Genomic DNA, 13,474 nt, shown 5'->3' with positions numbered 1-13,474 from the left:
GCGTCACCTCATCACGAAGGGATCGGGGATCGGATCGTCCGAGGTCCTCAGCCAGATCGTCTTGGTGCGGGTATAATCGAGTGCTGCGGCCATGCCGCCTTCCCTGCCGTGGCCCGACAGGCCGAAGCCGCCAAAGGGCGCGATCGGCGATACCGCGCGGTAGGTGTTGACCCAGACGATGCCGGCGCGAATGCCCTTCATCAGCCGGTGTGCCCGGGTAAGGTTCTGGGTGAAGACGCCGGATGCCAGGCCGTAGCGGGTATCGTTGGCAAGCCTCAGCGCCTCTGCCTCGGTCTCGAACGAGACGACGGAGAGGACCGGCCCGAAGAATTCCTCGATCAGCGAGGGCGAAGCGACATCGTCGCAATCGAGGATCGTCGGCGGGAAATAATAGCCTTCGCCATCGATCTTGCGCCCGCCGGTGACAAGCCGGGCGCCGCTTTCGATCGATCTCTCAACTAGAGCGCCGATATTGTCCTGCTGGCGCTTGGTGGCAAGCGGGCCGACTTCGGTCGCCATGTCGAGCGGCGCGCCGAGCCGGATCGCCTGCGCCTTCTCGCGCAGCAGCGCGACGAATTTATTCTTGACGCTGCGCTCGACGATCAGCCTCGAGCCGGCAACGCAGCTCTGCCCGGTCGCAGCGAAAATGCCCGCGACCTGGGCGTTGGCGGCACTTTCGAGGTCGGCGTCGGCAAAGACGATGAACGGCGACTTGCCGCCGAGTTCAAGCGAGGTGGAGGCGAGGTTTTCGGCCGAGTTGCGAACGACGTGCCGGGCGGTTTCGGGACCGCCGGTGAAGGCGACATGCGCGACCTTCGGATGACGGCCAAGCGCCGCACCGCAGGAGGCGCCGAAACCGGTGATGATGTTGACGACCCCGGCGGGAAAGCCGGCTTCATGCACCAGGCGGGCAAATTCCAGAAGCGGAGCCGGCCCGTCTTCCGAGGCCTTGACCACCATGGTGCAGCCGGCGGCAAGCGCCGGGCCGATCTTGACCGCGGACAGGAAGAGCTGGCTGTTCCACGGCACGACCATCGCAACGACGCCGATCGGCTCGCGGCGAAGCCAGACATCCATAGCAGGCTTGTCGATTGGCAGGTAAGAGCCTTCGATCTTGTCTGATATGCCGGCATAATAACGATAATATTCGGCGACATAGGCGATCTGTGCGGATGTCTCGCGGATGATCTTGCCGGTGTCGCGCGTCTCCAGTTCCGCCAGGACCTGAGCATTGGCGGCAACGAGATCGGCGAGCTTATAAAGCAGCTTGCCGCGTTGGGTGGCCGTCAATTTCGCCCACGGGCCGTCATAAAGCGCCCTCTCGGCAGCGTTCACAGCCCGATCGACATCCGCTTCTCGGGCTTCGGGCATATCAGCCCAGACCGCGCCGGTCGCCGGATCGATGCTTGGATAGGAAGCCTCGCCATCTGAGAATTCGCCGTCGATATAGTGTTGGAAACGCCGCATGGTCCTACTCCTGAAATGCCGGCATGACCTCGGTGATGAAGCGCTCGAGCGACGCCTTCTTGCGCTCGAAACTCATGCCCGTGTCGATCCAGAAGGAATATTCGTCGTAGCCGAGCGCTTCATAGGCTTTGAGCCGGTCGATAACGGTCCGGGCGTCGCCAACGACATTGTTGGTGCGCATGACCTGATCCGACAGCATCGCGTTCGCTCGGATCTGCTCGTCCGGAATCCGTTCGATCAGGCCCTGGGTTACCGGCTTCTCATTCTTGAACCAGGCGAAGAAGTAGTTGTAGTAAACGCTGAGTTCATGGGCGGCCTGGGCGACGTCGTCTTCCGAGGAGCCGACATAGGTGTGGCGCAAAAGCATGATCTTCGGCCGCTCGACATCGGGGTTCTTGGCGCAGGCATCGTTGAAACGGTCCATCAGCGACTGGACCTCGTCATCGCCCTGCCAGAGCGGAGTGACCTGAACGTTGCAGCCGCTGGCGACGGCAAATTCATGCGAGTTCGGATCGCGCGCGGCGACCCAGATCGGCGGGTTCGGCTGCTGGAGCGGCTTCGGCGCCGAGGTGGTCGCGGGGAACTTGAAGAACTCGCCGTCATGGGCGTAGTCGCCGTCCCAGATGCCCTTGACCGCCGGGATGAGCTCGCGCATGCGCTGGCCGGCGCCCCAGGCGTCGAGGCCGGGCAGCAGCCGCTCGTATTCGAAGGAATAGGCCCCGCGCGCAATGCCGATGTCGAGCCTTCCGTCGCAGATGATGTCGGTCATCGCCGCTTCGCCGGCGAGCTTGATTGGATGCCAGAAGGGAGCGATCACCGTCCCTGTCCCGAGCCTTGCCCGCGAAGTGCGGCGCGCGAGATCGGCAATGGTCACGAACGGATTGGGGGCAATGGTGAAATCCATGCCATGGTGCTCGCCCGTCCAGATCGCATGCATGCCGCCCTTGTCGGCGATCTCGCAGAGCGCGACGAATTCCTCATAGAGGCTCTTATGACTCTGGCTGGCGTCGAGCCGTTCCATATGGACGAAGAGGGAGAACTTCATGCTTTTGCGCCCTTGGCTGGAATGGGATGAATGGTGCCGCCGGTCTCGTCGCCGAAATAGACGCCGAAATTGCCGATCGAGCTTTCCATCGCGAAGCGGTTGACGATATCGGCGGTCGAGCTGGTCTTGAATTTTGCCGCAGCCAGGGCGTCAGGTTTTACAAACCTGCCGCCGGCGGGCTCACCGTCTCCGGCAACGGCGTGATAGACGATGTGCTGTTTCCCGTCGCTCTTGCCCTCATAGACCGAATAGAGAAAGCCGATGCTGACCTTCAGCCCGGTGAGCGTCTCCAGGTAATGTTGCAGCGCCTCGGTCGGGTTGCCGTCATGGGCGTCGACGCTTGGCAAGGAGAGCACATCCTCGCCGAGCAGCAGAACTTCACCGCGGCGCTCGACGACGGCCGCGAGTTCGATATTGCCTTCGCTTGCCGCGGAAACCGCCTTGCTTGCGAGCGTCGGCGTGAAATAGCCGCCGCGCGCATAGCCGAGACCGTTGCGGCCGCTATTGTCGAAGGATTCGATGCGGCCCATCAGAATGACATGGTCGCCGGCCTCGACGACCTCTTCCATGGCGCATTCGAACCAGGCCGCCACGTTCGAGAAGATCGGGCAGCCAGCCGATCCCTTGGCCCATTCGACCGCCGCAAATCTGTCTTCGACCGGCCGCGCAAAGGTGTTCGACACGTCCTTCTGCGTTTCCGACAGCACGTTGATCGCAAAATGCGGCGTTCCGGTCATGGTGGCGAAATTGCGCGACGTCTTGGCAAGGCAGACGAGGAGCAAGGGTGGGTTGAGAGAAACCGATGTGAAGGAGTTCGCGGTGAAGCCGATCGGATTTCCATCCCCGTCGCAGGCGGTGACGACGGTCACGCCTGTGGGAAAAGCGCCGAATGCATCTCGCAATGCTCTTGGGTCGACAGTCTGCATCGTCATCGTCCATCCTCCCCGAACGACAGCCACTCAGCGAGCAGCGAATTTACGATATCCGGGGCGGTCAGGTTCACCATATGACGATGACCGTCCACGATACGGGCCCAGCCCTTCGGCGCGAGAGCCGCCATTTGCGTCGCCATCATGGGCGTCGAATTCGGATCGTCGGACCCCGTCAGGAACAGGGCCGGACCAGCCACGTCTCTCCAGCGATCGGCATAGGTCTCGTCTCCGCCGGCAAAGGCAGCGTAAGCGACAGCATAGCCTTCCGGATCGACGAGGTTGAGCCATTTCCGCGTCAATTCCCGCGCAACGACGCTGTCGGGATCATCGCCGAACCAGCGCGCCAGGGGACCTTCCTTGTCCACGCCCGTCACCGGAATGGCCGCGGCTCGTGCGAGCACGGCAGCCTTTGCTTGCCGGTCGCGCCTGTAGACGCCGTTGAGGTAGGCGACACGGCTGATACGTTCGCCGAACGTCGCCGCCGCCCCTCCCGATATCAGCGCTCCCATGGAGTGGCCGGCGACATTCGCAGCCTCGATCGCCATCTCGTCGAGAAAGCGGCCGAACCAGGCGACAAACTCCTCGAGGCGGCTGCCCGCCGGCAGTTTTGCACTCTCGCCATGTCCCGGCATGTCGAGGGCGATGACGCGATGGTCGGCCGACAAAAATTCGATTTGCGGAGCCCAGGCCTCAAGGCGCATGCCGACGCCATGAATGAGAACCAGCGGTTCACCGCTGCCGGCCTCGTGATAGGCCGTTCCGCTTGCCGTCTTCTTTCGGGGCAAGTCACCGGCGGCGCTCTTTGCTGCAGCGGCGCCTGAGATCGATCCGGCTGTCAGCATCTTAGAGCCCACCTTTTCAAACGCCCGCAGGATTGGCGACGTCCTGCCCAAGATCCTTCAGATCCTGGTAGCGGTCGCCAATGCGATGATGCGGACGCCCGCCCACCGAAGCGCCGAGAGCCACGACGATCTCGTCGGCGGCAGGCGCATCGGGGATCGAGGTCTGGATTGTGAGATAGTGCGAACGGCGGCCTTCGTCGTTCTTGTCCATCAGCGGGATCATGATCGGCGCATTGGCAGGACCGCGCGTATTGCAGAAGGCGAGATAGGACTTGGCGCCGACGGCATGGCGATAGAAATTGCCGAAGCGAAGCGTGTGGATGAGCGCGGAGGCGTGTTCGATCTCACCGTCCAGACCGACGACGGCGGCCTTGCCATAGGCTTCGACGGCATCGCCGGAACCGACGGCATCGATGATCATCTTGGTCAGCAACTCACCGAGAACCGGCGCACCGGCGTGGATTTCGGGCTTGAGGTCCTCGACGAAGCCGCGCCCCGCCCAGGGGTTCTTCACGACTGCGAAGGCAGAAAACAGCTTCAGCGGCACCGCCGCGGCCTTGCCGCCTTCGATCAGCGTCGTTTCGATCTGCAGTCCCGTCTTGCGAATTTGAATAGCCATCAAACACCTCATCTCTTTATTTGGTATTATGGTATACCATAATATATGAGTGTCAAGTTGGTTTCGACGACGACGCTGGCGGCCGCGAATCTGCCAATCCAGCGCGTGTGCGCTTAGGAACGCCCGGAAGCGCTCTTCATTCAATTCGTTGTCAGGAGCCGCACGGGCTTCACGCCCACAGCGACGCGACATGTCAGGAGCTCAAAACTATCCCAGTCCATATGATCGCCATATATATTATTGATTATGGCATACCATCACATCGTGCAAAGTCGGGTGTCAAGCTGGGAGTTTGGATTCCTCATTGCCCTGAACAATCAAGAGGGACGGATATACGCTAGCTCACAGGTGCTGCGTGGAGATGGGACCACTCTAGGTTTGAATATGCAGCAACGGGTAGGGTTGCCGGTCAATGTTACAGATAGTTTACGAGCTTCGGCCCGGCCTGTGATTTTCAAATCTGCTTCAGCCCCTTCAGGCTGACATGGCCATGTTTGCCAATGATAACGTGGTCCTGGACGGTGATATCGGCACCTTCGCCGCCTCGATGATCACCTTCGTCTGTCGATGTCGGCGCGCCACGGCGGATCACCGCAGGGTGGTTGTATGCCATCGTGCTACCGCACTTGTTGCTACCTCTTGGAGCCGCCGAAGTAGCGAGACCGTCAATCACTATAAAATATGATATAAAAGGGCTGCAAAATCGCCTGGAGGGTACGGGCATTGGTCCTTGGCATGAAAAGAACTGAAATAAAATTATGGCAAAGCAATGCTATATCCGGTGTTGACTTGTCTAAAGTCTCGCAAAGTTATCATCGCTTTCCAAAGCATTTTCACGACACGTACGCAGTTCACCTGCATGAAAGCGGGACGATGATATTCGCGTATGGTCGAGAGGAGGTGGCGTTAAGGCCGGGAAGTATCAATTTGATCCATCCTGGCGTCGTACATTCTTGCCTTCCTGGAAACGAGCAGCCCCTAAGTTATAGATGCCTGTTTCTGCCAGGAAAATTCATGGACGATTACGTGATTTCATTGGGGAAGAGAGCTTCGTATCTCGCTCATGTTTCATTGCAAGATTCTGAGTATTTTTAATGCGTTGAGTGCGGCTCACAGGCGGCTTGAGGTTGATGATGGCTTTCTTGGATGTGACACGATCCTGGCGCTTTGCGTTGAGATGCTGGTGTCTCAACGCCATGAGCAAGCCTCGTGGCGTGTCGACAACAGAGAACCGAAACATATCAAAGTGATTCGTGATTTTTTGCATGCGCATTACAACGAGCGTGTGTCTTTGACTGGTCTCGCCGATGTCGTGGGCCTGAATCCAGTCTATCTCGTTAGGTCGTTTCGGTCATCCATGGGGATGCCTCCGCATGCCTATCAGAGACAGTTGCGGATTAGTCATGCACGGAACTTGCTTCGGGCCGGTACACCGCCCGCCGAGGTGGCAGCACTCGTCGGCTTCGCCGACCAGAGTCACCTGACCCGATTGTTTAAACAAACCACAGGCGTGACACCCGCATTTTTCGCGCGAAGTTTATAGCGTTCAAGACGAATGGAATCTCCTGTGTGAAACCCTCCTGCGACAGCGTCCGACAAGACGCAGGTGGTACACAACCGTTCGCCCTAGAGCGCGTCCATTGAACGCGGAATCGGAATTTTGGTGACATGCTTTGTTTGGCGTGATTCCCTGCCTTCGAATCAGGAGGTATGAATGTCACGAGCGTTCAGCGATGATCTTCGCATTCGAGTTCTGGCTGCGTCTTCGGACGGGATGTCTGCGCGTTCGGCGGCTGCGCGGTTTGGGATCGGGATTTCGACGGCCATTGCCTGGATCGCCAACGCGCGACAGGGTCAACTGACCGCGGGCAAACAGGGTCGACGCTCAGGGTCCAGACTGGATGAGCATGAGGCCTTTATCATCGGCCTTATCGATGACGAGAAAGACATCACGCTCAACGAAATGGTCCTGCGCTTGAGTGAGGAGCGGTCTGTCGTGATCGGCCGCAGTGCTCTTGACGTGTGGCTTCGCAAGCGGGGCTGGACCTTTAAAAAAAGACCGCACATGCATTGGAGCAGGAGCGAGACGACCTTTTGAAACGGCGGCAGGCCTGGTTTGATGGTCAGCTCGATCTCGATCCCGCCAAGCTTATTTTTATCGATGAGACTGGTCTCTCCACGAAGATGTCTCGATTACGCGGGCGATCCCAATGCGGCGAACGCTGCCGGTCAGCGGTTCCTCATGGCCACTGGAAAACCACGACCTTTACAGGGGCGCTTAGGCTTTCCGGAATGACCGCACCGATGGTACTCGACGGACCGATGAACGGCGTGGCATTTTTGGCCTATATCGAGCAGGTTCTGGTGCCGACACTCAGGCCCGGCGACACCGTTATCATGGACAATTTGCCTGCACACAAAGCCGAAGGTGTTCGGCACGCCATAGAAGTTGCTGGTTGCAGGCTGCTCTACCTCCCGCCCTACAGCCCCGATTTTAACCCAATCGAGATGGCCTTTTCCAAACTGAAAGCGCTTCTGCGGGCCAAGGCCGAGCGCTCCGTCGATGCCTTGTGGGATACCGTCGGTAAAATCGTTCCCCTCATCAAACCGCAGGAATGTGCAAACTACTTCGCCGCTGCGGGGTATGACCCGGATTAAAGCGGACGCGCTCTAGGTCGCCAACAGTCCGGGTGAACAAGCAGGAGGAATAAAAATGCCCGCCACCGGTACACTCGCTATGTTCATCGCTGCGGCATTGACTTTGCTGCTGATTCCCGGACCAGCAGTTTTGTATATCTTTGCTCGTTCTGTTGAGCAGGGACGTCTTGCTGGTGTTGTTTCAATTCTCGGAATCCACGTTGCGACGGGGGTACATATAGTTGCTGCAGCGTTGGGGCTTTCAGCCATGGTCGCCTCATCGCCAACAGCGTTGGAAGTGGTGAAATATGCCGGCGCGGCATACCTGATTGGAATAGGGATCAAGAAGATTTTTTCCCGAGCTGTTTCTTTCGATCCGACAGTGCCCGTTAAATCATATCCCTACGGTCATCTGTTTCGCGACGGATTTGCAATCAACCTCCTCAATCCTAAGACGGTTCTGTTCTTTCTGGCATTCTTGCCTCAATTCATCGATCCGTCACGTGGATCGGTTGCAGCTCAAACCCTCGTACTTGGAATGATTTACACCATTATTGGAATTATGACCGACAGTAGCTACGCAATGGTGGCGGGAGGCTTCGGAAACTGGCTGAAGCGCAACGTCAGCTACCTTACTATCGAACGCTATGTGAGCGGCATTATTCTCGTCGGTCTGGGGTTCATGGCCGCTTTCTTCGGAAGTAAAAGCGCGTGACATTCTTGAATTGCGATTTTTATGGCACTTCAAGCTAGGCTTCGCCAGTTACCGGCGCGAAAATGAAGCGCTGGGGGGAGTAGACAACGCAATTGTTCAGCCTCCCAACGAATGAGGACGATAGAATGTCTGTACCGACGCGGCGCCGGCCAGGAACGGATTGCGGATGCAGTCCCACAGGCATCGACAACGTCGATGCGAGGCCCCCTGCTAACAGCCTCCTAAGACCGCGATGGTTGACCTGCCTACCTATTCGGTAGGCTTCTGGGCGGACAGGACCGCTTCGGCAATTGCGCTGGCGGCCGCGACATGATCCATCGCAGCCCGCTGCGCCCCCTCGCCGTCGCCACGGCGGATGGCGTCGATGATCTTCGACATCTGCAGCGGCCCCTCGATGCCGCGCCGTTCCGTCTTGATCGTCATCGAGCGCAGATGGTTGATGCGCACGGTGAGGAGGTTGACGACACCCCAGGCGACATGCCTGTCGACCCTGGTGAACAGCGTTTGATAGAAGGAAGAGGTATTGGCAAGCACAGCCGCCATATCCTGGTCGCGATAGCTGTTGCGGATCTCGGTCAGGGATTCCTCGAGCGCAGCGACGATCTCGGGGCTGCCGCGCTCCGCGCACAGCCGCGCCGCCATGCCTTCGAGCGCACCGCGGATCTCGTAGATCTGTTTGGCTTCCTCGATATCCAATAGGGCGACGATCGGTCCCTTGTTCGGAAGATTGGCGACGAGCCCTTCCGATTCCAGGTGTCTCAAAACCTCGCGCACGACCGTGCGGCTGACGCCGAGCTGGGCGCAGAGGTCGCGCTCGACAAGGCGGTCTCCGGGACGGAAATATCCGTTGACGATGGCCTCGCGGACCTTGTCGAGCGCCAATTCCCGCAATGTCTTTGCAGGACGCTCGACTCTGATTGCTGCGTCCTTCAGAGCACCGCTCATGCTGCACCTCAGTGTTTGGATTGACTTCGCAAGCTCGAGCATTGCCGCGGCAGCCGAATTCAGAAATCGTATTATGGCCTACCAAATACTGTAGCTGTCGGCGGCCAGTAATTCAACAGCACGGTGCGGACGCTAATAGGATTGTCAGCCTAATTGGGCCTTGCCCTGACGATCTCTTCGACCACGGCCTTCGCCTGCACCCGGATGTCAGGGACGGCGGTGATCTCCCAGAAATGCCCCGGATTGCGCTCGGCCGGGGCGCGTTGGTCGCGGATGGCATCGAGGCGGCTGAGCGTATCCTGACGGAAATCGAAAGCACATGTGCCGATCTCGCAGAGTTCCCTGCTCGTGGAAATATTCCGAAAGAGCTCCCAGGTATCGGCATTACAGAATATCGGGAGCTGCACCGCAAACCCTGGCGCATGATCCATCGCAGCATAGGCAGCGACGTTGTCGTTTACTGCGTCATCGATGGACGCCGCGACATGCAGGCTTTCCTGGAGCGAAGGCTGATCCGCTGACATTCGGCATATCGACCTCCGGCGGTCTCCCAACCCTGCCCCCTTATCCAGCTTTTCGGCTGGCTGGAGCGTTTGCCCGCAGAAGCGCCATGAGCATCGGACCGATCGCAAACTCTCCCTTTTCACTTCGCCGCGTCAAGTCGCGGAGATAACCACCGGCCGAATTGATATGGCCGCCGCGCTCCAGGATGCATGCCATCACCGTCGCGGCATTTTCCGGCCCCATTGCATTTGCCGCCTCCTCGTAGGCTGACGGACTGACGCCGAGCATCGATCGGACGGTCACGGCCGCGGCCATCAGGTCGCGCCAGTTGCGAATTTCGCCATTCGCCCCGTAGGCAAGGATTTCAGGGCAGGCCTGCAAAACCAGGCCGAGCGGGAAGGATTTCAGCCCGCTCGCATCATCGCGCGCCTTCGGCCGTCGACCTTGCCTCTCCTCCTGTCTGCTCGGATGGGCAATCTCAGCTCTCCCCTCTTCCAGCGTCACGGCCCCTCGCTCATTGTCTTGCTCTGGCGTTGCGCCCTGCTTCGTTTCGAAGCGTGGTTCAAGTTCAGAAGTGGATTCGGGGTTTGAATTCTGTATGTGACGCTCGAAATAATCGGCATTGCCGCGCCGTTTTGCGGATTTCATTCGAATTTCCAGCTGCTTAAGGACCTCTGTCCGAAGCCCCGTCAATTCATCCAGCAAAAGTTCGAGCTGTGCGGTCGTCGGCGACCGGGGCAGCCCCTCGACCAGATCGCGAAATTCCTGGTACAGGCCCTGCCAGGCTCCTTGAACGTCTTCTTCGATGGCCGCTTCGATCAGCTTTGCGATATCGCGGCGGCAAAGCGTGATGCGTTCGCGCAGACGCTGGACATGCAGCCGCTCGGCCATCACTTCGCCCGCAAGCTGTTCGATCTCCTCGGCGCGGGCAAGCAGCGGCGCCAGCGAGAAGCCGAAGGCCTCATTGACCTCCCCTGCCCTGTCCCTGCGGACATACCGCTTGCCGTTCGGGCTGTCCTTGCGCAGCAGAAGCCCCGCCTCGACGAGTGCCGCAAGATGCCGCCGAACGGTCTGTTCGGCCATACCATGCGTCCTCAGCGAAAGCTGTATGTTCGACGGGAAGACGATCAAGCCGTTTTCCTGCGCCAGCTCGTTTTTCGGATAAAAGCTCAACAGCGCATTGAGCACGGCAAGCGCCCGATCGCTGATGCCGAGCAGCGGCCTTGCTTCGCACAGCGCACGAAACAGTTTCCATTTGTCGACCGACTGATCAGGCTTGATCTCACCTGCCATGACCTGGCTTGCGAGCATGCCAAGCGTCATCGATCGCCGCCCGAAGGGCGTCGTTATGCTTCCGGTTTCCATCTCTTCCACCTCAACGAGGCAAAAGAAATCCGCTCGCCAAAACGGCGCCAAAAACTCTTGACAGCGATTCTCGGAAGTGCGATTCTCGGAGGTGTTCAAGACTACGAGGAAAGCTTCCGTGACGGTGACGTTCGGGGGCTTTTTTCTTTTGCGCGTTATCTCCTATCCGAATTGTCAGCTGACAATCGGTCTAACTGCCTCATTTTCCCTTATTTTCCTCTTCGAACTCGGCGGCGAGGCCAACCAACCGCTGAGCCAGGAATTCTGAAAACGCCGCCGATTTGACGGTGATGCGAAAGGTTTTCCCGGATCGGGTCACCGAAGCAAGCTGCGCGCCGCCCTGGGTCCGAAGCGTCTGCTCGGCCCGCTGCGGCGCGCTCTTTTCCTCAAGCGCCTTCCAGATCGCGTCGAAGCGGCCATTGCTCTCCAGGGTTTGGAAAGCTGCGGCGCTGATTGCGGCCCGTGCCTTCTTCTGCCCGCCCGCCTCCCGGAATTTCTCGGCAAAGGCCAGCCAGCGCGGTCGCCCGACTTTTGGCGCCGGTCCGATGGCGAGAATGATCTCGGGATCGATCGTCTGTGCCACCTGCAGCAGCCTTGATGTTTCCGGCTTGTCCGTCGCCAGAGCCTGGGCAATCATGTCGCGGTTGAAACCATGTTCATCCATGCGCCGTGCAAACAGCGCCCGTTCGATGAAGCTTAAGTCGACCCGCGGGCCATTTTCCTGACCTTGTGCGAGGATCAGTTCCTCATCCGTAAGCTTGCGCACCACGGCCTTGATCGGAACCCCGATCTCCGCAGCCGCGCGCAGTCGCCTGTGGCCGTAGGCGGCCTGGTAATGCCCGGCCTTGAGCGGATCCGGCCGCACCAGGATAGGAACCTGCTGCCCGCTTTCCTGGATCGACTGTTTCAATCGCTCGAACTCGGGATCCTCGTCGACCGGGATGCGGTCGCGGATAAAGGACATCTCGACGGCAGTCGGATCGATCTCCAGCACCTTGTCGCCGGAGGCAAGCGATTCACGCAGCGCCTTGGCGGTCGCCGCTTCCTCACCCAATCGCCCAAGTGACAGGTTCATCGCCTTGACCGCGCCCGAGGGCCGATGCGGCGGCGGCGCGCTCTGCGCATCCGGCCGTGACGGCTCCACGGCGCCGACCATGCTTTTCAGGATATCGCGACCTTTTGGGCTCATGTCCTGCTCCATGCACTGCGAATGAGTTGCTCGACCTCGGCATTGACGTTGTCGACGGATTCGACGCCGCGGTCATAGGTCTGGCGATGCATCGTCTCGCGTCCGGCCTCGTAGATCGTCTGCTTGGATAGGCCCGCATCCGAAACCGCCGTCGACTTGACCATCATCGAGGTCAGCACACGCTCGCCGAACAGGCTGCGCAGGAAGGCGACGATCTGCGCCTGCGGGCCATCATTTGCCTCATAGCGGGTGACGAGATAACGCATCCAGTCGTAATCGAGATTGCCGCCGGCCTCCTTGACCACGGACAGAAGGTCGGAGGTCATCGTCAGGAACTGGTTCATCGACGCGACGTCGAGCATCTGCGGATGAACGGTAATGAGCACGGCCGTAGCGGCGCAAAGAGCAGACAGCGTCAGGAAGCCGAGGGTAGGCGGGCAATCGATGATGACGACGTCGTAACTCTCTTCCAGCGAATGCAGCGCATTGCCGACCCGCATGAAGAACATGTCCTTGTCATCACGGTTGGTGTCGGCCAGGGCCTTTGGGGTATCGTGCTCGAACTCGTGCAGTTCGAGATTGCCGGGAATGAGATCGAGACCAGGGAAATAGGTCTGGCGGACGATGCCGGCGACGTCGCGGCGCGTCTCGTCATACTTGATGGCGCCATAGAGCGTCTCGTTTTCACCGACGTCGAATTCCGGCTGATAACCGAGCATCGCCGACATCGACGCCTGCGGGTCGAGATCGACGGCAAGCACGCGATAGCCGCGGAGCGCCAGGAACTGCGCCAGATGGATGGATGTCGTCGTCTTGCCAGAGCCGCCCTTGAAATTGGTGACGGCGATCACCTGGAGATGGTCGCCGGGACGGCGCATCGGCAGATAAGAAGGTTTGGTGCGCCCGAGATGTTGGCGCATCGCATGAATTTCCTCAAGCGAGAACACCCGGCGGCCGGACGCCGTCTTTTCGGGATTGATGGTTTCCACCTGGGCGGCGAGGTGGCGAACATAGCTGTCGGTCACGCCGAGCAGCTTGGCGGCCTCGGTGCTGCTGAAGCGCCGCAGCGATTTGCGGGCGTCGGGCGAAAACAACCGCTCGAACAGCACCTGGAGCTGGCTGCTGAGCATCGTCGAGTCCTGCGCAATCGTCTCGTCGATCGAAACCTGACTCGCTCTCCTGGCTTTCTCAACAATCGCGGCCTTGGTCGGCAT

13 protein-coding genes and 2 pseudogenes are annotated in these 13,474 nt (G+C 59.4%); 5 read left to right on the top strand and 10 right to left on the bottom strand.

Features of this window, described 5'->3' with window-relative positions:
- Window positions 1–3 precede the first annotated feature (3 nt).
- The 6 genes and pseudogenes from ACS4RS_RS24775 to ACS4RS_RS24750 all read right to left on the bottom strand — a co-directional run.
- The gene (locus ACS4RS_RS24775) at window positions 4–1,467 is read right to left on the bottom strand and encodes an aldehyde dehydrogenase (protein ID WP_449314069.1); all 1,464 of its coding nucleotides are present in this window, start codon (window positions 1,465–1,467) and stop codon (window positions 4–6) included.
- A 4-nt stretch (window positions 1,468–1,471) separates the two neighbouring features.
- Window positions 1,472–2,512 carry an LLM class flavin-dependent oxidoreductase gene (locus tag ACS4RS_RS24770; RefSeq protein WP_439012730.1) on the bottom strand — a complete coding sequence of 347 codons (1,041 nt, stop codon included), beginning with the start codon at window positions 2,510–2,512 and terminating at the stop codon, window positions 1,472–1,474.
- The gene (locus ACS4RS_RS24765) at window positions 2,509–3,444 is read right to left on the bottom strand and encodes a flavin reductase (RefSeq protein WP_439012729.1); all 936 of its coding nucleotides are present in this window, start codon (window positions 3,442–3,444) and stop codon (window positions 2,509–2,511) included. Before ACS4RS_RS24765 ends, ACS4RS_RS24770 begins: the two co-directional genes overlap by 4 nt.
- Complete coding sequence (locus tag ACS4RS_RS24760) at window positions 3,441–4,286, bottom strand: alpha/beta fold hydrolase (protein ID WP_439012728.1); 846 nt, start codon at window positions 4,284–4,286, stop codon at window positions 3,441–3,443. The genes ACS4RS_RS24765 and ACS4RS_RS24760 overlap by 4 nt, the downstream gene beginning before the upstream one ends.
- Before the next feature lie 16 nt (window positions 4,287–4,302).
- Window positions 4,303–4,905, bottom strand: coding sequence for an amino acid synthesis family protein (locus tag ACS4RS_RS24755; RefSeq protein WP_004676653.1), 603 nt, complete (start codon window positions 4,903–4,905; stop codon window positions 4,303–4,305).
- Window positions 4,906–5,359: 454 nt separating this feature from the next.
- Window positions 5,360–5,504 (bottom strand): annotated as a pseudogene (locus ACS4RS_RS24750) (JAB domain-containing protein); the annotation flags it as partial.
- A 136-nt stretch (window positions 5,505–5,640) separates the two neighbouring features.
- Here ACS4RS_RS24750 and ACS4RS_RS24745 point away from each other — a divergent pair.
- The 4 genes from ACS4RS_RS24745 (at window position 5,641) to ACS4RS_RS24730 (ending at window position 8,257) form a co-directional block, all read left to right on the top strand.
- Complete coding sequence (locus ACS4RS_RS24745; protein WP_439012727.1) at window positions 5,641–6,000, top strand: AraC family ligand binding domain-containing protein; 360 nt, start codon at window positions 5,641–5,643, stop codon at window positions 5,998–6,000.
- A complete protein-coding gene (locus tag ACS4RS_RS24740) occupies window positions 5,969–6,448 on the top strand; it encodes a helix-turn-helix domain-containing protein (RefSeq protein ID WP_439012726.1) in 480 nt (159 codons plus the stop codon). Before ACS4RS_RS24745 ends, ACS4RS_RS24740 begins: the two co-directional genes overlap by 32 nt.
- A gap of 171 nt (window positions 6,449–6,619) precedes the next feature.
- Window positions 6,620–7,563 (top strand): IS630 family transposase gene (locus tag ACS4RS_RS24735; protein ID WP_197727565.1). Its coding sequence is split into 2 segments (ribosomal slippage): window positions 6,620–6,956 and window positions 6,956–7,563, totalling 945 coding nucleotides; the frame shifts between segments, so codons are not numbered across the junction.
- Between the two features lie 55 nt (window positions 7,564–7,618).
- The gene (locus tag ACS4RS_RS24730) at window positions 7,619–8,257 is read left to right on the top strand and encodes a LysE family transporter (protein WP_439012725.1); all 639 of its coding nucleotides are present in this window, start codon (window positions 7,619–7,621) and stop codon (window positions 8,255–8,257) included.
- Window positions 8,258–8,506: 249 nt separating this feature from the next.
- Here ACS4RS_RS24730 and ACS4RS_RS24725 read toward each other — a convergent pair whose 3' ends face one another.
- Entirely contained in the window at window positions 8,507–9,202 is a 696-nt protein-coding gene (locus ACS4RS_RS24725; protein WP_439012724.1) for an FCD domain-containing protein, read from the bottom strand.
- A gap of 272 nt (window positions 9,203–9,474) precedes the next feature.
- Here ACS4RS_RS24725 and ACS4RS_RS24720 point away from each other — a divergent pair.
- Window positions 9,475–9,723, top strand: a pseudogene (locus ACS4RS_RS24720) (type II toxin-antitoxin system RelE/ParE family toxin); the annotation flags it as partial.
- A gap of 43 nt (window positions 9,724–9,766) precedes the next feature.
- On the opposite strand, the gene repC reads toward ACS4RS_RS24720, so the two are convergent.
- From repC to repA, 3 genes are all read right to left on the bottom strand, one after another.
- A complete protein-coding gene (gene repC / locus ACS4RS_RS24715; protein ID WP_439012723.1) occupies window positions 9,767–11,071 on the bottom strand; it encodes a plasmid replication protein RepC in 1,305 nt (434 codons plus the stop codon).
- A gap of 199 nt (window positions 11,072–11,270) precedes the next feature.
- A complete protein-coding gene (repB, locus tag ACS4RS_RS24710) occupies window positions 11,271–12,260 on the bottom strand; it encodes a plasmid partitioning protein RepB (protein WP_449314068.1) in 990 nt (329 codons plus the stop codon).
- On the bottom strand, window positions 12,257–13,474 hold the full coding sequence (gene repA, locus ACS4RS_RS24705; protein WP_439012721.1) for a plasmid partitioning protein RepA: 1,218 nt from the start codon (window positions 13,472–13,474) through the stop codon (window positions 12,257–12,259). Before repA ends, repB begins: the two co-directional genes overlap by 4 nt.

It is taken from the genome of Rhizobium sp. F40D2, assembly GCF_051810745.2.
GTDB lineage: Bacteria > Pseudomonadota > Alphaproteobacteria > Rhizobiales > Rhizobiaceae > Rhizobium.
The sequence above is the reverse complement of the archived record's forward strand: the minus strand, read 5'-3'. Positions and strand labels throughout refer to the sequence as shown.

Coding starts and splice junctions, on each gene's coding strand:
- repB (WP_449314068.1), bottom strand. CDS start 12,260: ATGAGCCCAAAAGGTCGCGATATCCTGAAAAGCATGGTCGGCGCCGTG.
- repA (WP_439012721.1), bottom strand. CDS start 13,474: ATGCCGACCAAGGCCGCGATTGTTGAGAAAGCCAGGAGAGCGAGTCAG.
- ACS4RS_RS24730 (WP_439012725.1), top strand. CDS start 7,619: ATGCCCGCCACCGGTACACTCGCTATGTTCATCGCTGCGGCATTGACT.
- ACS4RS_RS24740 (WP_439012726.1), top strand. CDS start 5,969: ATGTTTCATTGCAAGATTCTGAGTATTTTTAATGCGTTGAGTGCGGCT.
- ACS4RS_RS24760 (WP_439012728.1), bottom strand. CDS start 4,286: ATGCTGACAGCCGGATCGATCTCAGGCGCCGCTGCAGCAAAGAGCGCC.
- ACS4RS_RS24770 (WP_439012730.1), bottom strand. CDS start 2,512: ATGAAGTTCTCCCTCTTCGTCCATATGGAACGGCTCGACGCCAGCCAG.
- ACS4RS_RS24745 (WP_439012727.1), top strand. CDS start 5,641: ATGAAAAGAACTGAAATAAAATTATGGCAAAGCAATGCTATATCCGGT.
- ACS4RS_RS24775 (WP_449314069.1), bottom strand. CDS start 1,467: ATGCGGCGTTTCCAACACTATATCGACGGCGAATTCTCAGATGGCGAG.
- ACS4RS_RS24725 (WP_439012724.1), bottom strand. CDS start 9,202: ATGAGCGGTGCTCTGAAGGACGCAGCAATCAGAGTCGAGCGTCCTGCA.
- ACS4RS_RS24765 (WP_439012729.1), bottom strand. CDS start 3,444: ATGACGATGCAGACTGTCGACCCAAGAGCATTGCGAGATGCATTCGGC.
- repC (WP_439012723.1), bottom strand. CDS start 11,071: ATGGAAACCGGAAGCATAACGACGCCCTTCGGGCGGCGATCGATGACG.
- ACS4RS_RS24755 (WP_004676653.1), bottom strand. CDS start 4,905: ATGGCTATTCAAATTCGCAAGACGGGACTGCAGATCGAAACGACGCTG.